The following is a 19,217-nucleotide window of genomic DNA, read 5'->3' as shown; positions in this document are numbered from 1 at the left end:
ACGTCAGTCACTCTTGGGTAATACAGATTCCAGGCGGGCAGCAATCCGGGTTGGAACTTGCCGCGCCACCGCCTGCACTGCCTGTTCAATCGCGACAACAAACGCGCGCTGATTGGCCGCTCCGTGACTCTTAATCACTGTGCCGCGCAATCCTAACAGACAGGCGCCATTATACTGGTCGGGGTTGAGGTGACTGAATCGCCTGCTCAGGCTTTTTTGTAACCAATGTTTCAAAATAATCAGCCACCACGACCTTTTTTTCCCCTCGCCCTGAGATTTCAAAAGCGAAAGGAACATTCTGGCAACCCCTTCCATCGTCTTAAGGGTGACGTTACCGACAAAGCCATCACACACCAGCACGTCGGTTTTTCCCGTCAACAACTCGTTAGCTTCAAGATAACCAATATAGTTGATAGAAGGCATTGTTTTTAATAAAGCTGACGCATCGCGGATACTATCAAGACCTTTCGTCTCTTCCTCACCGATGTTCAGCAGCGCGACTCGTGGGGAGTTAATGCCGAGTAGTTCCTCCGCCATAACAGAACCCATGATCGCAAATTGCACCAGCATATTACTGTCACAAACCACATTCGCGCCGAGATCCAGCACGACAGTTTTGCCTTTTTGCTGATGCGGTAGCACCGTCATCAACGCCGGGCGCTCAATGCCTTCAATCGGCTTGAGCAATAATTTAGCCAGCCCCATCAGCGCACCGGTATTTCCCGCACTGACGCAAGCCTGCGCTCGCCCTTCTTTCACTAACTCAAGCGCCACTCGCATAGAAGATCCACGACTATTGCGGATCGCTTGCGATGGCCTTGCATCACTGGCAATAACCGACTCCGCAGGCACAATCTGCGCACGTGAGCGTTTTTCAAAATCAGCTTTGGCAAGTAATGGCGTGATGGTGTCGGGGTCGCCGACTAATAGAAGGTTTAGCTGAGAGTTAGAGTCCAGTGCCTGCAATGCTGCAGGCACTGTCACGGAAGGACCGAAGTCCCCACCCATGGCATCTAACGCAAGGGTTAGACGTGTCAAGGTATCGCCAATTACTTAGCGATAACCTTGCGGCCGCGGTAGAAACCGTCGGCGGTGATGTGGTGACGCAGATGAGTTTCGCCAGAAACTTTGTCTACGGACACTGCAGCTGTGGTCAGCGCGTCATGGGAACGACGCATGCCACGTTTGGAACGGGTTGGTTTATTCTGTTGTACGGCCATGGACCTTACTCCTCAATTACTTACGCTTTAAACTGGCTAATACGGCAAATGGGTTTGGTTTCTCCGCCTCGGAAGGCAGTTTGCCAAAGACCATGTCCGCCTCGGACACTTCACAGTGTTCAGATTCATGCACCGGAACAACTGGCAAGGAGAGGATAATTTCATCTTCAACCAACGCCAGAAGATCGATTTCACCAAATTCGTTGACCTGAACTGGTTCATATCCTTCCGGGAGTGCTTCAACCTGCTCGTCTTTGACGATCGGGCTAAAACAATACTGTGTGTAGACCTGATGGGCAAATGGCTTTCCGCAACGCTGACATTCAAGCGTCAACGAAACCTTCGCATCACCGGTAAGAACCGCGAGGCGCTGGTTGTCGATGGCAAATGACATATCGCATTCCACATCACTGTCTACACTGACCACAAACTCGGCGACGCGCTCTACCTGAATAGGGGTGTAAACACCCTGGTAATCAAGGCGTTTTTGAGCCGTACGAACCGGGTCGAGAGTCAGGGGTAATTTTACTTTTTGCATAGGGCGCGCATATTAACTTTGTAACGTCATAGAGTCAAAGAAAATGGCCTGGAAACAGCGCCTTTTCTACTTATTCGCACACATTGCGGTGGCATAGTTTAAAATGCCTTTCCCCGAATCGCTATCATTAATGAAAAAAATATGACGCAAATTGTTCTCGCCTCAACGTCCCCATGGCGCCGGGAGATACTTGAAAAGTTGGGTATCCCCTTTATTACCGCGGCTCCACAGGTGGATGAAACCCCTATTTCTGGTGAGGATGCTCGCCATCTTGTGATGCGTCTGGCGCAGGCCAAAGCGCAAGCATTGAGCGCTGAATATCCCAATCACCTGATTATCGGCTCAGATCAAGTTTGTGTTTTAGAGGGAAAAATAACCGGTAAACCGCATAGCGAAGAAAAAGCGGTGGAACAATTGCTGCTTGCCCGCAACAGCATTGTGACTTTTTATACCGGACTGGCGCTTTATCACTCTGCTTCAGGTCATTTGCAGGTAGTTTGCGAACCTTTTGATGTGCATTTCCGTCATCTGAGTGAACAAGAAATCCGCAATTACGTGCGCAAAGAGCAGCCGTTACAGTGCGCCGGAAGTTTTAAATGTGAAGGTTTGGGTATTACGTTATTTGACCGGCTTTCAGGAAAAGATCCCAATGCCCTGGTAGGGCTACCGCTGATTAGCTTATGTGAAATGCTGCGCAACGAAGGCGTTAACCCGCTGCTGATGTAATAAATAATGGGTGGATGACCGCATCCACCCAAACTCTTAGCGAGCGTTACGTAACACCGTAAGGCAACGCTTCAACTGTTCATCCAGTGGCGCTTCTACACGCATAATCTCACCGGTATTCGGATGCGTGAAACGCAATGCAGCGGCGTGTAAGAACAAGCGATTGAGGCCGGTTCCAGCCAGTTGCTTATCAAACTCGCGGTCGCCATAGCGATCGTCAAACGCAATCGGATGCCCCGCGTGCAAGGTGTGCACACGAATCTGGTGAGTTCGACCGGTAATCGGGCTACAACGCACCAGCGTGGCGAATGCGTAACGCTCTTCAACTTTGAAACGCGTCTCAGAAGGTTTGCCTTCGCTGTTCACTCGCACAATGCGCTCGCCGCTTTGCAAAATATTTTTCAGCAACGGAGCCTGCACTGCTTTAACGTGCGACTGCCACTGGCCACGAACCAGCGCCAGGTAGTCTTTCTGCATCCCTTTTTCACGCAGTTGCTCATGCAACGAACGCAGTGCAGAACGCTTTTTCGCCACCAGTAAAATGCCGGAGGTGTCGCGGTCAAGACGATGCACAAGCTCAAGGAAGCGCGCTTCCGGGCGCAACGCACGCAAGCCTTCAATCACACCAAAGCTCAAACCACTGCCGCCGTGAACCGCCGTGCCTGACGGCTTGTTCAGCACCAGAATGTGATCGTCTTCAAAGATGATCGCATCAGTGAGCGCCGCCACTTTTTGCAGATGCGGAGAAACAGCCTCTTCTTCACGTTCTGCAACGCGAACCGGCGGAATACGAATTTCATCGCCATCCTGAATCTTATATTCAGGTTTGATGCGCTTTTTATTCACGCGCACTTCGCCTTTACGCAAAATGCGATAAATCATGCTTTTCGGCACGCCCTTTAAGCGGGAGAGCAAAAAGTTATCGATACGCTGCCCAGCTTCGTCAGAAGAAATGGCAACGATTTGTACTGAAGGTGTCGGAGTTTTCATGGTCGGCGATTCTAAATAGCGTGCGCGCATAGCGCCACTCATTTTTATGTGCTTAACTGAGAATCTGCCTGGTTTTAAGTCGTCTGACTCCCCTTTTTCAGCTTTCTGCGACCTGCAGCGAAAAAGTGAGTTAAAAAACTGTAAGAAACGAGGCATCAAAGGCAAAAGTCATCTTGCTATAATAAGGTTAGCAATGGAATAATGTTGCGGTTTTCCGTGTTGATACTTGTTAGAACAAGGAATTTTGCGGAATTACCAGTTTTGCCTGAACGTCCATCCACGCAGCAATGGCGTAAGACGTATTGTGCTTTCAGGCAGTTAGCGGGCTGCGGGTTGCAGCCTGACCGGTAAATTGGAATCAACTCTTAAGAAATATTCTAAGGTTATTCCCACGATAATTGCGCTGTATTTCCGTATGAAATACAGGCTACCGACACTTTGCGCCTCTCAGCAAGCGACAACCGTGAGGTTGGCGACTTAGCGTTTAGTCACGAGGCCATCGGTTCACTCCCGGTCAGCGTCACCATGCCCGTAGCTTTGTCACCAATGTAAGAATAATGAGTAAGTTACGATGAAAAGAATGCTAATAAACGCGACTCAGCAAGAAGAGTTGCGTGTCGCCCTTGTAGATGGGCAACGCCTGTACGATCTGGATATTGAAAGTCCTGGACACGAACAGAAAAAAGCTAACATCTATAAAGGCAAAATCACCCGAATTGAACCAAGTCTGGAAGCGGCATTTGTAGATTACGGCGCGGAACGTCATGGTTTCCTTCCTCTTAAAGAAATTGCCCGCGAATACTTCCCGTCTAATTATTCATCACATGGTCGTCCGAACATCAAAGATGTTTTGCGCGAAGGCCAGGAAGTGATTGTTCAGATTGATAAAGAAGAACGTGGTAATAAAGGCGCAGCCTTGACCACCTTTATTAGTCTGGCCGGTAGTTATTTGGTATTGATGCCGAACAACCCTCGTGCTGGTGGTATTTCCCGCCGCATCGAAGGTGACGATCGTACCGAACTGAAAGAAGCACTTTCCTCGCTGGAACTGCCAGATGGCATGGGTCTGATTGTACGCACTGCTGGCGTGGGTAAATCCGCCGAAGCACTGCAATGGGATCTAAGCTTCCGTCTGAAGCATTGGGAAGCGATTCAAAAAGCGGCTGAAAACCGCCCTGCGCCATTCCTGATTCACCAGGAAAGCAACGTTATCGTTCGTGCTTTCCGTGATTACCTGCGTCAGGACATCGGCGAAATCCTTATCGATAACCCGAAAGTACTCGAACTGGCTCGCCAGCATATCGGTGCTCTGGGTCGCCCTGATTTCAGCAGCAAAATTAAGCTCTACACCGGTGAAATCCCGCTGTTTAGCCACTATCAAATTGAATCGCAGATTGAATCCGCTTTCCAGCGTGAAGTCCGTCTGCCTTCCGGTGGTTCGATTGTTATCGACTCGACCGAAGCATTAACCGCTATCGACATCAACTCCGCGCGCGCAACTCGCGGTGGCGATATCGAAGAAACAGCGTTTAACACCAACCTTGAAGCTGCTGATGAAATCGCGCGCCAACTGCGTCTGCGTGACCTCGGTGGTTTGATTGTTATCGACTTCATCGACATGACGCCAGTACGCCACCAGCGCGCTGTTGAAAACCGTCTCCGTGAAGCCGTGCGTCAAGACCGTGCGCGTATCCAGATTAGCCATATCTCTCGTTTTGGCCTGCTGGAAATGTCTCGTCAGCGTCTTTCCCCTTCTCTGGGCGAGTCCAGCCACCACGTCTGCCCGCGCTGTAGCGGAACAGGTACGGTGCGTGATAACGAATCCATGGCACTCTCCATTCTACGTCTGATTGAAGAAGAAGCGCTGAAAGAGAACACGCAAGAAGTTCACGCGATTGTTCCGGTGCCAATTGCTTCCTACCTGCTGAACGAAAAACGTGATGCGGTTAGCGCGATTGAAACCCGTCAGGGCGGCGTGAAAGCCATCATCGTGCCAAACGATCAGATGGAAACTCCGCACTATTCTGTACTGCGCGTGCGCAAAGGCGAAGAAACTAAAACTCTGAGCTACATGCTGCCTAAGCTGCATGAAGAAGAGATGGCAATGCCGTCTGAAGAAGAGTACGCCGAGCGTAAACGTCCAGAGCAACCTGCCCTCGCGACCTTCGTGATGCCAGATGTGCCGCCTGCTCCGCCAGAGTCTGCACCAGTTGCAACTACTCCGGCTCCAGCGGCTAAAGCGGCAGTAGCCAAAACAGCGACCACTGAGCAACCTGGTCTTCTGAGCCGTTTCTTCGGCGCGCTGAAAAACCTGTTCGCAGGCGAAGCAACCACCGAGAAGAAAGAAACTCAGGAAGCTAAACCAGCTGAGACTGAAGGTCAGCGTCAGGGTCAGGAACGTCGTAATAACCGTCGTCCAAACAACCGTCGTGACCGTAACGATCGTGGCGATCGCAACAACCGTGACCGTGATAATCGTGGCGAAGGTCGTGGTGAAAATCGCAGCGAAAACCGTGACAATCGTGAGCCACGTGAAAACCGTGACCGCGATGACAACCGTCGTAATCGCCGCCAGGGTCAGCCGCAAAATGCTGAAGTGCGTGAAACTCGCCCGAATGTTGCTGTTGAAGAAGCTGAAAAGCCGAAAGCCCGTGACGAGCAGCAACCACGCCGCGAACGCAACCGTCGCCGCAGCGATGATAAGCGCCAGGCGCAGCAGGAAGTTAAAGTTCTGCAGCGTGAGGATGTTCCAGCGGTTGAAGTTGATGCCGAGCAGGAAGAACGCGTCCAGGTGATGCCGCGCCGTAAGCAGCGCCAGTTGAGCCAGAAAGTCCGTTTTGAATCTGCAGCAGATTCAACAGCAGAAGTTGCGGCTACACCAAACGTGACTGAAGCGCCCGCTGCGCGTACCGACCTGGCGACTATCCCGTTACCAGCCGTTATTGAGAAGCCAGTTGAGAAAGTTGAAAAGTCGAATGTTGAGCAAGACGACAACAACGACTCACGTAACGATTCTAACGGTATGCCACGTCGTTCACGTCGTTCCCCACGCCACCTGCGCGTGAGTGGTCAGCGTCGTCGTCGCTATCGTGATGAGCGTTACCCAACGCAGTCGCCAATGCCGTTAATCGTGGCTTGTGCTTCTCCAGAACTGGCTTCGGGTAAAGCGTGGATTAGTTATCCGGTTGCTCGTTCTCAGGAAGATTCACAATACGAACACAACGCCGATCAGACTCCAGTGTTTGTTGCTCACGAGCAAGAGACTGCCTACGTTAACAACCCGCAGCCAGTGGCTCAGCAAGTTGTTGCAGCGCAGCCTGTTGTTGAACGTGTGCAAGAAAATGTTCAGGTCGAAACAGCGCACGTTGAAACTACGCATCCTGAAGTGATTGCCGCGCCAGTGACCGAGCAGCCACATCTGATTGCCGCAGAAGACGAAGTTGTTGCTGAACAAGTGATTGACGAAGTCGCTCCTGCACAAGATGTTGTTGAAACTCATCAGCAACAAGCGGCAGAACTGGCTCAGGTTGCTCCGGTAGTGGTTGAAGAAACTGCGCCAGAAGCACCGGTTGAAGAAGTGAAACCACAAGCTGTGGTTGAAGCTGAACAGCCTGTCGTTCAGGAAGCGGTTAAACCAGAGCCGACCATTGAAGTTGTGGATGTGCCATCAGAGCCAAAACTGGCACCTGTTCAGCCAGCGCCACCAGTGGAAACAGCCCCAGCTCAGCCGGTTGTGAAGCATGCGATTAAACATGCTACTGCGCCAATGACGAAAGCGCCTGCGCCGGAATACACCCCGGAAGCACCGCGCGAGAGCGATTGGGTTCGCCCATCGTATGAGTTCAGTGGCCGTGGTTCTGCTGGCGGTAACAGCGCAACTCATCAGGCAACTGCACCTGCTACACGCCCGCAAAGCGCTGAATAATCGCTAAGCGTTGCTAAAAAGCCGACCTGGAAACAGGTCGGCTTTTTTATTAGGTATTTCCCAGCCCCTGAATTCAGGCCAAAAAAAAGCCCACTCCGGGGTGCGGAAGTGGGCATATAAGCGTACTCAGTTTCAAGGCACGCCCAAAAAGGTAAATCTTTATACCCTGCATCTTGAAGGGCGACGGGTATTATTTATTGAGTTGGAACAGAGACATACCCTGCATATCACTAAAGGCTTTATAAGACGCCTGAAGCGCCGCCTGCTGCATAACGTAAGAAGATATCGCCGAGTTCCAGTCCACATCCACCAGGTCACTCATTTGCTGCGCCTGACCCAATGCACGGTCGCTGCCTAGCTCATCGAGCTTATCCAGCTCGCTCAATTGCGTACCCAGTTCGGCACGAACGGTCAGCACGTTGTTGAGTGAGTTTTTCAGTCCACGGCTGGTTTTATCAATCGCGCCTTTTTCCGCATCAGTTAAGTCCGCTGTAGGCGTATTCAACACTTTAATTGCAGAATCCAGCATGTCGAACAGGTTGGTTTCTGATGCGCTACCGTCAGGCTCAGGCACCGCATTGCTGGTCACTTTGTCAAAAATCTGTGAACCCAAATGCCCGATGGTCATGGTGCGTGATGCATCTACAGATTGTGTAACGGCTTTATCGCCACCGTTGTAAGTGACATTACCCGCATCACCGCTAAACGGTGCCGACTCTGTTTTGTACCCGGCAAAAATATAGCGCCCGTTGCCATCAGTGCTGTTGGCCAGGTTCAATATTTGGTTGCGGATACCTTCAATGTCTTTCGCCAGTGACGCTCGGTCATCATCGCTTAAGGTGCCGTTATTGGCGTAAACTATTTTTTCCTGAGCCGACTGAATCGCCGTTGTCACCTGCCCCAGCACATTTTCTTCCAGCGAGACTTTTTGCGTAGCAAAAGTACGCGCCAAAGCATACTGGCTGTTTTGCGCCTGAGCCTGAGACAGCACCACGGCTTGCGATGCGGCAATCGGGTCGTCAGAAGGCTTCGTCACACGCTTACCGGTCGACATCTGTTCGCCGTAACGCAACCATTCACTCTGTGAGTTAGTCACGCCACGCATATTCTGCTGGTACATCATTGCGGTACTGATACGCATACGCCAGATTCCTTAATTAACGGATGGACAGTAACGCATCAAACAGAGTTGATGCCGTCTGAAGCACCTGAGCATTCGCCAGGTAATATTGTTGGAAACGCTGCAAATTGCCGTACTCTTCGTCAAGGTTGACGCCAGAGATAGACTGCTGCTGGTTACTCAACTGGATGACCACATTATTTTGCGTGGTGCTGGTGACTTTCAGCGTACTAGTTTTGTTACCCACATCGCTGACCAGACTTGCGTACGCATCGTTAAACGATTTGTTGCCGTTCACGACTTTGCTGTTTTGCAAATCCAGCAGCGCCTGGGCATTACGGTTATCGCTTTCGCCTGCACCTTTCTCACCGGCCAACGCCAACTTGCTTTCGTCAGTAATCGCGACTTCCATATTCACCACCACGTTGGAAACAGGCTTGACGGTGAAAGAGTCATTTTTCGCAGGCTTAGGCGCACCTTTAACTGCGATATCCAGGCCGTCGAAAGACAGACCGGTCACATTGCCCGCACCATCATCAGTCGTCGTTGGGGTGATTTTTGCGTTATCGGATAAGCGCGTCACCTGCCAGTTGGCGCCGTCGAACACCACTTTGTAGTCGCTGGCCTGAACCTTGCTGCTATCGGCAACCGTAGTGGTCAGCTCGGTTTTAGTGGTGTTATTTGCATTGCTTAATACCGACGGGCCGCCTGCCTTGAAGAATGCGTCACCCGGATTGCCATCCGCATCAAAGCCAGCTTTATGCTGCTGGTTAATCGCATCAGAAAACGCCAGAGCCAATTGCCCCAGGCGGTTACGTGCGCTGTCCAGATCTTGCGAGCGGAAAGTTAACATGCCACCCAGCGTGCCGTTTTTCAGCTGGCTTTCAGGAATTTCAGTGGTGCCGGAAACAGAATCAACATACGCAACAGTAATGCGCGAAGGGTCAGCGCTGGAAGAAACTGCCGCCAGTTTGTTGGCTTTGTCGCCCTGCACCAGAGATAAACCGTTGGCGAACGAAACGTTGTAGGTGCCGCCATCCTGAACGCTGACTTCCACACCGACAATCTGGTTCAGTTCGCTGACCAACTGGTCACGCTGATCGAGCAGATCGTTTGGCGTCGCACCCGCACCTACACCCGTCAGGCGTGAAATCTGATTGTTCAGATTCGCAATCTGGCTGGCGTAGTTATTGATTTGTTCCACGCTGCTCTGGATAGCGGTATTTACCTGCTTATCCTGGTCGCGCAGATATTGATCCGTCACCTTAAACTGGTTTACCAGGCCGCTGGCATTGCCGAGCAACGCTTGACGAGCCGCCGGGTCTTCGGAGTTACTGACCAGCGTTTGCAAGCCGGTGAAAAAACTCTGCATGGTGGTCGCCAGCGTATTGGTGGTGCCAGACAGAATATTGTCGATTTTCGACATCTGCTGATACTGAGTATTCAGGCCACTGCTTTGAGTTTGTGCCGCGCGCAGTTGGTTAGTGATGAACGCATCATATTCACGCTGCACACCGCTCACCTGCACGCCATTCCCAATCCAGCCACCCGCGCCCAGTGTACTTTGCGACTGCGACAACACGGTCGTCTGGCGGGTATAGCCTGTGACGTTATAGTTAGAAATGTTATTACTGACGGTATTCAGTGCCGCCTGGGCAGCACCCAGGCCACTCATGGCACTGTTAATCAGGCTACTGGACATGAAATTTCCTTACGCGTTTATCACGATTCCTGTTGGTAAGTATCGGCAGCGTCTTGCAACACTTGAGGCTTTAATGAAGGGTATTCAGAACAAATTTGATAAATCATTGCTGTACGCTTTCGCCACTTTTTCGCCCATCGCTTTCATCTGCTGAATCATGCCGGTCAGTTTGCGGGCATAGTTCGGATCGGTCGCGTAACCGGCATTCTGCAAGGCTTGCGCGCCCTGCTCGGCGGTGTTGGCATTGGTGACGGCGGCGTAGCGCGGGTTGCGTGTCAGTAAGCCGACATAATCAGAAAGCGCTTCCAGATAAGAGCTGTAGACGCGGAATTTAGCTTTCACCTTTTTCGCCTCACCGTTTTCATATTCGGTGGTGGTGATTTCCGTGGTCGGGCCTTTCCAGTTGCTACTGGCCTTCACGCCAAATAAGTTAAAACTCGGTTCGCCTTTTTCCGTCAGGATCTGACGCTGGCCCCAGCCCGACTCCAGCGCCGCCTGCGCCAGAATCAGGTGATGGGGAATACCGCTTTGTTCGCTGGCGAGTCGGGCCGGTAGCGAAAGCTGCGCCAGGAAATCTTTGCTATCCCCCGTCAGCGGCTCTTCGTTAGACGGCGCTTTCGGAATCGCCTGGCGCACCATCTGCGTTAACGTCTGGTTCTGGAAACTGGTGGTGGTTTGCAGATCAAACTTCATCGGCACTTTGCCCGCATCTTCCGTCGGATCCGCATTGCCGCCCATTTGCTCAACCATCATGTCCGCCAGCCCAAGGCCTTTGGCGCTGAGCTGTTGGGCGATTTGCTGGTCATAAATGCTGGTGTACATGCGCGTTTGTTCGCTGCTAAAAAGCCCGTCTTTTGGCAGCGCTTCTCGCATGCTTTTCAGCATCATCTGCACGAACATCCCTTCCACCTGGCGGGCAACGGATTTCATGTTGCCCTTAGGATCTTGCCCGGTTTTCGCTTTCAGCTCGTTCAGAGAGTTCGCATCCCATGCTGCATTCGCCAGCGATTGAGCTTCGTTAAGCATCAGATGATTTCCACTTTGGCGCGCAGGCAGCCTGCGGTTTGCATTGATTGCAGGATCGACATCAATTCCATTGGCGACGCCCCCAGCGTGTTCAATGCGCGAACCACGTTATTCAGGTTGGCGCTGGCGTTTACCCGTTGCAGCGCTCCGCCATTTTGACGCAGGTCGATTTGCGTTTGCGGCGTCACCACGGTCTGGCCGCCACCAAATGGCGTATCCGGCTGGCTCACCTGTGCCTGGCGATTCACCGTTACCGACAAATTACCCTGCGCCACGGCGCACGTATCGAGCGTCACTTCCTGGTTCATCACCACCGAACCGGTACGCGAGTTGATAATCACTTTCGCATCCTGGGCTGGCATGTTGACTTCCAGATTCTGAATATCAGCCAGCAAGCGAACTTGCGAGCTGTTGCCGCTCGGCACACGAATTTGAATGGTGCGCGCATCCAACGCCGACGCGCTGCCAAAGCCGCGTGAACGGTTGATGGTGTCGGTGATTTGCTGCGCCAGGGTGAAATCGTCATTATTCAGTTGCAGGCTGAGGATATTACCGGTGCCAAAGGTGCCCGGTAATTCACGTTCGATGACCGCACCGTTGGTGATGCGCCCACCGTTAAGTTGGTTGACCTGCACACTGCTGCCACCCGCAGAAGCCCCGGCACCGCCGACTAAAATATTGCCCTGCGCCAGCGCATAAACCTGGTTATCGACGCCTTTTAACGGAGTCATTAACAAGGTGCCGCCACGTAAACTTTTAGCGTTACCCATCGACGAAACCACCACGTCGATGTTTTGCCCTGAGCGGGCAAACGCCGGGTATTTCGCCGTCACCATCACGGCGGCAACGTTTTTGAGCTGCATATTGGTCCCCGCCGGAACGGTAATCCCCAACTGCGAAAGCATGTTATTGAGCGTCTGCGTGGTAAATGGCGTTTGGGTGGTCTGGTCGCCCGTGCCATCAAGGCCGACTACCAGGCCGTAACCAATCAGGGAGTTTTCGCGCACGCCCTGAACCGTGGTCAGGTCGCGAATGCGGTCGGCCTGCGCCAGCGTTGCCACCATCATCAGCAATCCGAATAAATATTTGCTCATAAGTCCCTCGCTTACATCGGCGATAAATTAAGGAAGAAGCGTTGCAACCAGCCCATGTTTTGCGCTTCGTTGATGTAGCCGTTGCCGACATACTCGATACGCGCATCCGCCACCTGGGTTGATGACACGGTGTTGGTGCCACTGATGGTGCGAGGATTCACCACGCCGGAGAAACGGATAAATTCCGTGCCCTGGTTGATGGCTATCTGTTTTTCGCCGACGACGTGCAGGTTGCCGTTGGCCAGCACCTGATCCACCGTCACGGTTAAGGTTCCGCTAAAGGTGTTACTGGCATTCGCCCCACCTTTGCCGTTAAAGCTGTTGCCGCCAGAAGCATCCACTGACGCGCGATCGTTACCAAATAACCCCTCGAGATAACGAGGCGTTACGTCAAAGCCAAAGTTTGTTTTGCCATCGCGGCTGGCATTCGCCGAGGAACTCTTACTGGCGCTGACATTTTCCTGGAGCACAATGGTTAACGTGTCGCCAACGTTACGTGGGCGGCGGTCTTCAAACAGCGGTTGATACCCATAGTTCACCGGTTGCGCCGTCTGGAAAATAGAACCATTAATGACCGGTGCAGGGCCAGGCACTGGCTGGGCAGTCGTCGCCCCTTCCACCAGCGGTTTAGTTGGTATCAGCGCACAGCCACTTGTGGCGAGCACCAGACACATCAAGACAGGACGAAGAACCATTGGGTTTTGCATTGCTTTCATCTTCAGGTCATTCAGATAAAGACAGCCGGTGCGCAACACGCACCGGCCAACGCCTTACAGTTGCGTCAGTTTTTGCAGCATCTGATCGGTTGTAGAAACGGCTTTCGAGTTGATTTCGTAAGCGCGCTGAACCTGGATCATATTCACCAGTTCTTCAGCCACGTTGACGTTGGAGGTTTCAACATACCCCTGATACAGCAAGCCCGCGCCGTTAAGGCCCGGCGTGCTTTCGTTCGGCGTACCGGAAGACTGGGTTTCGGCGTACAGGTTTTCGCCCAGGCTTTCCAGACCGGTGTCATTCATAAAGGTGGTCAAGTTAAGTTGCCCCACCTGAACCGGCTGCGCTTGCCCCTGCTGAGTCACGCTGACAATGCCATCGCGCCCGATAGTAATAGTCAGCGCATTAGCAGGAATGGTGATCGCCGGCTGAACCTGGAAACCACCGGCTGTGACTAACTGGCCGTTTTGATCCACCTGGAAGGAGCCATCGCGGGTATAAGCGCTGGTGCCATCCGGAAGCTGAACCTGGAAGAATCCCTGGCCTTTAATCGCCACGTCTTTGCTGTTATTGGTTTGCGACAGGTTGCCCTGGCTGTGTAAACGCTCGGTGGCGACCGGACGCACGCCCGTACCAATCTGCAAACCGGATGGCAGCGTCGTCTGTTCAGACGATTGCGCGCCAGGCTGGCGAATCGTTTGATAAAGAAGATCTTCAAACACCGCACGTTGACGCTTAAAACCATTGGTGGAGACGTTTGCCAGGTTGTTGGCAATCACATCCATATTGGTTTGTTGGGCATCAAGGCCGGTTTTTGCGATCCATAAAGAACTGATCATGTTGGATTCCTTTTAGATCTTGTGGTTCGTTTGTCGGATGACACTTCGCTTATCCGACCTACAAAAACCGTTTGATTATCACGTCATCGACAGCAGCTGATTGGCCCGCTGCTCGTTTTCATCAACGCTCGAAATAATCTTCATCTGCATCTCAAAACGACGCGCGTTGGCAATCATGTCGGCCATCGCTTCCACCGGCTTCACGTTGCTGCCTTCCAGCACGCCAGGCATCAATGTGATTGAGGCATCGGCTTGCAAGGTCGCGCCACGCGTGGCCTGAGTGGCTGCACTCGGGCGGAAAAACCCGTCATCACCGCGCGCCACTTCAAGGCCGGTGGCTTTCACCAGTTTCAGGCGGCCAATCGGTGCCACGGTGTTGGGCTGGTCACCGGCGTTAAGCGCCGAAATAGTGCCGTCCGCCGCGATAGTCAGCTCCGCGCCCTGAGGCACAGCAATCGGGCCACCGTCGCCCATCACCGGTTGCCCGCCGATGGTCAGTTGCCCGGCAGGACTCACCTGCATATTGCCGTTGCGGGTATACGCTTCCGACCCATCCGCACTTTGTACCGCCAGCCAGCCGTCTTGTTGCAGGGCAACATCCAGCGGGCGTTGGGTGTAATCAAGCTGGCCTTGCGACATATCCACGCCCGGCGTGGAAGCCGTCACCAGGGTGCGCGTCGGCAAAGAAAGCCCTTCCACCGGCACCGCTCGCAGCGCGGTAAGCTGCGCACGAAAGCCCGGTGTTGAAGCGTTTGCCAGGTTGCTGGCAGTCACCGCTTGTTGATTCAGCGTCTGACTGGCCGCGCCCATGGCGGTATAAATTGCGTGATCCATTAAGCTATCCCGTCAGTGATTAGCGCAGGTTAACCAGGGTGTTGAGGATCTGGTCCTGGGTTTTGATGGTCTGAGCGTTGGACTGATAGTTACGCTGCGCGACAATCATGTTGACCAGTTCTTTACTCAGATCGACGTTCGAGGATTCCAGCGCACCGTTGGTCAGCGTACCGAAGTTGCCCGAACCCGCCGTACCCAACAGCGCCACGCCAGATGCGTTGGACGCAGACCACACGTTGTTACCCTCAGAAGACAAGCCTTCCGGGTTAGCAAAGTTGGACAGAACAATCTGGCCTAACAGCTGGGTTTGTTCGTTGGAGTAGTTACCGACGATGGTGCCGTCTTCGTTAATCTGGTAGCTCACGAGATCGCCCGGCTTATAGCCATCCTGGTTTGCCGCCACGATGTTGTTGGAGCCGGTGTTCTGTTGCATCGAGTTCAGCAGGCTGAAGTTGAAGTTCACTGCCGGTGCGCCGTTCAAAGCTCCCGTGCTGATGTTGAACTGTGGCGTGGTGCTGGTGATAACCTGGCCCGCGTTGACTGGATCTGGCATCGTGACGTTATCAATCGTGCCATTGGCGTTGAAGTTAATCGCCCCGGCACGCACAGCTTTGGAACCTGCAACGCTGCTATCCTGGGTATACATATCCCATTTGTTATCGGCGGTTTTCACGTAGAACACGTTCATGTCATGGGTGTTCCCCAATGAGTCAAAAACGGTGATCGAGCCTTTCTTGTTGTACGTTGCAGAATTGCTGGCATCAAAAGGACTCACTTCAGGCAGTTTGTCTGAGGAGTTCAGGTTAATTTGCATCGACGCTTGCGATGTCAGTTTCGCCGCCATCAGGGTATTCGGAACAGAAAGCCCTACCGGGTTTGCCCCTTCCTGAATGGTTGGCGGCGTGCCGGTTGCCGGATAACCCGTCAACTGCATCCCCTGCATGTTCACCAGATTACGGTTTTCATCCAGTTTGAACTGGCCGTTACGGCTGTAATAAACAGAACCGTTGGTGTCCACCAGGCGGAAGAAACCATTCTGGCTAATCGCCACATCCAGGCCGCGCCCGGTATTGGTGGTGGTGCCGTCGTTAAAGTCCTGGGTGATGCCCGCAACTTTGACGCCCAGACCCACTTTCGAGCCTGCGAACATATCGGCAAACGAAACGCTGCCGGACTTAAAACCGTAGGTCGCGGAGTTGGCGATGTTGTTACCAATCACGTCCAGGTTGGTGGCCGCAGCATTCAGGCCGCTGACCGCTTGAGAAAAGCCCATGTTTTACTCCTGCAAAGGGTTGGAGGCGTTAGATAATCTGCCTGATATCGTCGAGTGTGGAGGTGCCGTACGTACCGAGGTCGAGCAAGGTCTTGCCGTTACTGAGTGTCACACCGTTGACCAACGCAAAATTCAGCGGTTGAGCAACCAGTTGCGTGCCGCCGTTGCTGGCGTTAATGGCAACGTTATAAGCGCCGTCCGGTACCGTCGTGCCGTCGGTGGCGGTGCCATCCCAGGTGAAGGTATGAACGCCTGCGGTCAGCCCGCCAATCTCGAGCGTCCGAACCACTTTGCCGGTGTTATCAGTGATCGTGGCGGTGACTTTATCGGCGGCCTGTTGCAGCTCGACACCAAACGGCGTCGTGGCTTCACTGCCAGCCAGAATTTTGCTGCCGGGGATCATCACACCGTGACCAATCAAGGCGCTCGCCTGCACCGACTGGTTATTGGTCAACTGGCCAGATACTGAACCGAGCGTGGTATTGAGTTTTTCAATGCCGCTCACGGTGCTGATTTGTGCCAGCTGGGTGGTTAATTCGTTGTTTTGCAGAGGGTTGGTCGGGTCCTGGTTTTTGAGCTGCGCAACCAGCAGCGTCAAAAAACTACTCTGCAGGTCAGACGCGCTGTTACCTGTCAGATTGCTACTACCCGATAAACTATTAACACCACTGGTGGTGGTGTCATTCATATTAACGGCGATGCCCATCAGTCACTCCTTTACTGACCCAAAGTCAGGGTTTTCAACATCATGCTTTTCACGGTGTTGAGTACTTCCACGTTGGCCTGGTAGCTGCGCGATGCCGACATGCTGTTGACCATTTCGCCGACCACATCCACGTTTGGCATTTTCACGTAACCTTTGGCATCCGCCAGCGGGTTGCCCGGCTGGAACACCAGTTTGTCCGGTGCCTGGCTTTCTTCAACGCCGGTCACTTTGACGCCACCGGTTTCAGCACCTGGAGCGGCATCAACCTGGAAAATAACCTGCTTAGCGCGATACGGTTGACCATCCGGGCCGGTGGCGCTATCGGCGTTAGCCAGGTTACTCGCCGCGACGTTCATGCGCTTGGACTGCGCCGTCATCGCCGAACCGGCAATATCAAAAATATTCAGTAATGCCATGGATTAGCCACCCTGTTGCAGCACGGACATCATGCCCTTGATTTGGCCGCCGAGAACCGTCAGATCCGACTGATATTTCAGGCTGTTATCGGCAAATTGCGTACGTTCGCGGTCCATATCGACGGTATTACCATCCATTGATGGCTGGTCAGGAACACGGTAGAGGAGATCAAGCGAAGGTGTGGTGTGGGTCGCCGCCGGAATATGGCGAGCCGAGGTGAGCGCAAGCGTTACGCCGCTGCCTTCCGCGCGTCCTCTTTCCATCACTTTTTTCATTTCACTGGCGAAATCAATATCGCGAGCCTGATAGCCCGGCGTGTCCGCATTGGCGATATTGGCTGCCAGAATTTCCTGACGCTGGGCACGCAAATTTATCGCTTCTTGCTGAAATCGCAGTGCGGCATCCAGTTTGTCGAGCATGTTCCCTCCGCATAATTAGGATTTGTCCGACAGCTTAAATCCCCTTACGCGTGCGTTATCGTTGGAATAGACACAAAATGCGTCGCTATTTATCGCCTTGATCAATTCGCAGTACGGTTAAAATCACTGCAACCTGAACAAGGAGTAGCAAGATGGCGGGATTTAAAACCTGGAGCACGATTGCCCTTTTACTGGCCTGCCCGCAGACTTTTGCCAGTATTCTGGATGTGCCGTTGAGCCAGTTTTTTCAGCAACGTCTGGTGGGAATTAGCGATGAGGTGTCGGTAATTGTAAAAACCCCCGACGCACAATTACCTTCCTGTCCGCTACCCGATTTTTCGATGCCGGGAAATGGGCGCTTGTGGGGCAACGTGAGCGTTCTGGCGCGATGCGGAAATGACAAACGCTATATTCAGGCGGAAGTTCAGGCGACCGGGAATTACGTGGTGGCGCTTCAGGCTCTGCCGCGTGGCACGGTGATCAATGAAAGCCAGGTGCAACTCAAGCGTGGGCGATTGGATCAACTGCCACCGCGCGCCATGCTGGATATCAACCAGGCCAACAGTGCGGTGACGCTGCGTGATATCGCACCTAATCAACCGATTATGCTGTCGATGGTGCGTCAGTCCTGGCGAGTCAAAGCCGGGCAACGCGTGCAAGTGGTGGCTGCGGGCGAAGGTTTTAGCGTAAACAGTGAAGGCAAAGCGCTGAATAATGCTGCGGTGGCTCAAAATGCACGAGTGCGGATGGATTCGGGTCAGATTGTGAGCGGCGTCGTCAGCACGGATGGGAATATTCTGATTAACCTGTAATATTCCACTGGCGATAAAGAAGGCTATAAAGGTTCCTCAATCACTGCCGATATTGTGTTAACAGATGATAGAAATTGCCCCTCAAAGAGGAAAAGAAAATGAGTATTGACCGCACATCTCCTTTGAAACCGGTAAGTACCGTACAACCACGCGAAACCTCCGACGCACCTGTTCAAAAGAGCCGCCTGGAAAAGAGCACTACCCCAAACAGCACCAATGTGACACTCAGCGATGCGCAGGCGAAGTTAATTCAGCCAGGCAGCGGTGACATTAATATGGAACGCGTTGAAGCACTCAAAACTGCTATCCGCAATGGTGAGCTAAAAATGGATACCGGCAAAATCGCCGATGCATTAATCCAGGAAGCTCAAAGCTATTTATCGAGTAAATAATTGCATGAGTCGTCTGTTAGAAGTGATGGATCAAATGACTGTGGTGCTCAACTCTCTTAAAGAGGTGATGGACGCCGAGCAGCAACAATTATCCGCAGGCCATGTGAATGGCAGTGCATTGCAGCGCATAACCGAAGATAAAAGTTCATTATTAGCGACGCTTGATTATCTCGAGCAGCTTCGCCGCGCCGAACAAAATGCACAACCTGCAAACAGCGCGGATATCAGCCAGCGTTGGCAGACGATTACTCAAAAAACGCAACACCTGCGTGATATCAATCAGCACAATGGTTGGTTATTAGAAGACCAGTTGACGCGCAATGAAGAAGCGCTGGCCGTGCTTAAGCCGCATCAGGAACCGAATCTTTACGGTGCTGACGGACAAGCGACAACAGTGAGTCGTGGTGGGAATAAAAAAATAACGATTTAAAACGCCTGTCAAAACTCGAGTGAGGATGAGCCTTATGATG

Annotated in this window: 20 protein-coding genes; 5 read left to right on the top strand and 15 right to left on the bottom strand. The window is 52.7% G+C overall.

Annotated elements, in window-relative coordinates; translation table 11 throughout:
* Positions 1-3: 3 nt before the first annotated feature.
* Genes plsX through yceD form a run of 3 tightly spaced genes read right to left on the bottom strand, consistent with a single transcriptional unit; the run spans position 4 to position 1,758 of the window.
* Positions 4-1,038 carry a phosphate acyltransferase PlsX gene (plsX, locus tag D6029_RS03315; RefSeq protein WP_120063403.1) on the bottom strand — a complete coding sequence of 345 codons (1,035 nt, stop codon included), beginning with the start codon at positions 1,036-1,038 and terminating at the stop codon, positions 4-6.
* Positions 1,039-1,049: 11 nt separating this feature from the next.
* Positions 1,050-1,220, bottom strand: a complete 171-nt coding sequence (rpmF, locus tag D6029_RS03310) for a 50S ribosomal protein L32 (RefSeq protein ID WP_034456167.1) — start codon at positions 1,218-1,220, stop codon at positions 1,050-1,052.
* A gap of 16 nt (positions 1,221-1,236) precedes the next feature.
* Positions 1,237-1,758 carry a 23S rRNA accumulation protein YceD gene (yceD, locus tag D6029_RS03305; RefSeq protein ID WP_120063402.1) on the bottom strand — a complete coding sequence of 174 codons (522 nt, stop codon included), beginning with the start codon at positions 1,756-1,758 and terminating at the stop codon, positions 1,237-1,239.
* A gap of 141 nt (positions 1,759-1,899) precedes the next feature.
* Here yceD and D6029_RS03300 point away from each other — a divergent pair, with 141 nt between their 5' ends.
* Positions 1,900-2,484, top strand: a complete 585-nt coding sequence (locus D6029_RS03300; protein ID WP_120063401.1) for a Maf family protein — start codon at positions 1,900-1,902, stop codon at positions 2,482-2,484.
* 36 nt (positions 2,485-2,520) lie between these two features.
* Here D6029_RS03300 and rluC read toward each other — a convergent pair whose 3' ends face one another.
* Positions 2,521-3,474 (bottom strand): 23S rRNA pseudouridine(955/2504/2580) synthase RluC, encoded by a 954-nt coding sequence (rluC, locus tag D6029_RS03295; RefSeq protein WP_167455971.1) that lies wholly within the window; start codon positions 3,472-3,474, stop codon positions 2,521-2,523.
* A gap of 571 nt (positions 3,475-4,045) precedes the next feature.
* Between rluC and rne the strand changes: the two genes are divergently transcribed.
* A complete protein-coding gene (gene rne, locus D6029_RS03285; protein ID WP_120063399.1) occupies positions 4,046-7,399 on the top strand; it encodes a ribonuclease E in 3,354 nt (1,117 codons plus the stop codon).
* Positions 7,400-7,589: 190 nt separating this feature from the next.
* Here the strand turns inward: rne and flgL are convergent, their stop codons facing one another.
* From flgL to flgB, 11 genes are all read right to left on the bottom strand, one after another.
* A complete protein-coding gene (flgL, locus tag D6029_RS03280; protein ID WP_120063398.1) occupies positions 7,590-8,540 on the bottom strand; it encodes a flagellar hook-associated protein FlgL in 951 nt (316 codons plus the stop codon).
* A 16-nt stretch (positions 8,541-8,556) separates the two neighbouring features.
* Positions 8,557-10,221 (bottom strand): flagellar hook-associated protein FlgK, encoded by a 1,665-nt coding sequence (gene flgK / locus D6029_RS03275; protein WP_120063397.1) that lies wholly within the window; start codon positions 10,219-10,221, stop codon positions 8,557-8,559.
* Between the two features lie 84 nt (positions 10,222-10,305).
* Positions 10,306-11,247 carry a flagellar assembly peptidoglycan hydrolase FlgJ gene (flgJ, locus tag D6029_RS03270; protein WP_120063396.1) on the bottom strand — a complete coding sequence of 314 codons (942 nt, stop codon included), beginning with the start codon at positions 11,245-11,247 and terminating at the stop codon, positions 10,306-10,308.
* Positions 11,247-12,341 carry a flagellar basal body P-ring protein FlgI gene (locus D6029_RS03265; protein ID WP_120063395.1) on the bottom strand — a complete coding sequence of 365 codons (1,095 nt, stop codon included), beginning with the start codon at positions 12,339-12,341 and terminating at the stop codon, positions 11,247-11,249. The genes flgJ and D6029_RS03265 overlap by 1 nt, the downstream gene beginning before the upstream one ends.
* 11 nt (positions 12,342-12,352) lie before the next feature.
* Positions 12,353-13,048, bottom strand: coding sequence for a flagellar basal body L-ring protein FlgH (gene flgH / locus D6029_RS03260; protein WP_120063747.1), 696 nt, complete (start codon positions 13,046-13,048; stop codon positions 12,353-12,355).
* A 63-nt stretch (positions 13,049-13,111) separates the two neighbouring features.
* On the bottom strand, positions 13,112-13,894 hold the full coding sequence (gene flgG, locus D6029_RS03255) for a flagellar basal-body rod protein FlgG (protein WP_034494519.1): 783 nt from the start codon (positions 13,892-13,894) through the stop codon (positions 13,112-13,114).
* Between the two features lie 78 nt (positions 13,895-13,972).
* Positions 13,973-14,728, bottom strand: coding sequence for a flagellar basal body rod protein FlgF (locus tag D6029_RS03250; protein ID WP_120063394.1), 756 nt, complete (start codon positions 14,726-14,728; stop codon positions 13,973-13,975).
* A 19-nt stretch (positions 14,729-14,747) separates the two neighbouring features.
* Positions 14,748-16,001: a flagellar hook protein FlgE gene (flgE, locus tag D6029_RS03245; protein WP_120063393.1), complete on the bottom strand. Its 1,254-nt coding sequence runs from the start codon at positions 15,999-16,001 to the stop codon at positions 14,748-14,750.
* A gap of 28 nt (positions 16,002-16,029) precedes the next feature.
* Positions 16,030-16,707 (bottom strand): flagellar hook assembly protein FlgD, encoded by a 678-nt coding sequence (flgD, locus tag D6029_RS03240; RefSeq protein WP_120063392.1) that lies wholly within the window; start codon positions 16,705-16,707, stop codon positions 16,030-16,032.
* 11 nt (positions 16,708-16,718) lie between these two features.
* Complete coding sequence (gene flgC / locus D6029_RS03235; protein ID WP_120063391.1) at positions 16,719-17,123, bottom strand: flagellar basal body rod protein FlgC; 405 nt, start codon at positions 17,121-17,123, stop codon at positions 16,719-16,721.
* Positions 17,124-17,126: 3 nt separating this feature from the next.
* Positions 17,127-17,543 (bottom strand): flagellar basal body rod protein FlgB, encoded by a 417-nt coding sequence (flgB, locus tag D6029_RS03230; protein WP_120063390.1) that lies wholly within the window; start codon positions 17,541-17,543, stop codon positions 17,127-17,129.
* Positions 17,544-17,695: 152 nt separating this feature from the next.
* On the opposite strand from flgB, the gene flgA reads away from it, so the two are divergent.
* The 3 genes from flgA (at position 17,696) to flgN (ending at position 19,177) form a co-directional block, all read left to right on the top strand.
* Positions 17,696-18,355, top strand: a complete 660-nt coding sequence (flgA, locus tag D6029_RS03220) for a flagellar basal body P-ring formation chaperone FlgA (protein ID WP_120063389.1) — start codon at positions 17,696-17,698, stop codon at positions 18,353-18,355.
* A 98-nt stretch (positions 18,356-18,453) separates the two neighbouring features.
* Positions 18,454-18,747: a flagellar biosynthesis anti-sigma factor FlgM gene (flgM, locus tag D6029_RS03215; RefSeq protein ID WP_120063388.1), complete on the top strand. Its 294-nt coding sequence runs from the start codon at positions 18,454-18,456 to the stop codon at positions 18,745-18,747.
* Between the two features lie 4 nt (positions 18,748-18,751).
* Complete coding sequence (flgN, locus tag D6029_RS03210; protein ID WP_120063387.1) at positions 18,752-19,177, top strand: flagella biosynthesis chaperone FlgN; 426 nt, start codon at positions 18,752-18,754, stop codon at positions 19,175-19,177.
* Positions 19,178-19,217 lie beyond the last annotated feature (40 nt).

Source organism: Buttiauxella izardii, from assembly GCF_003601925.1.
GTDB classification, from domain to species: Bacteria; Pseudomonadota; Gammaproteobacteria; order Enterobacterales; family Enterobacteriaceae; genus Buttiauxella; species Buttiauxella izardii.
This window is presented reverse-complemented; position numbering and strand designations above follow the sequence as displayed.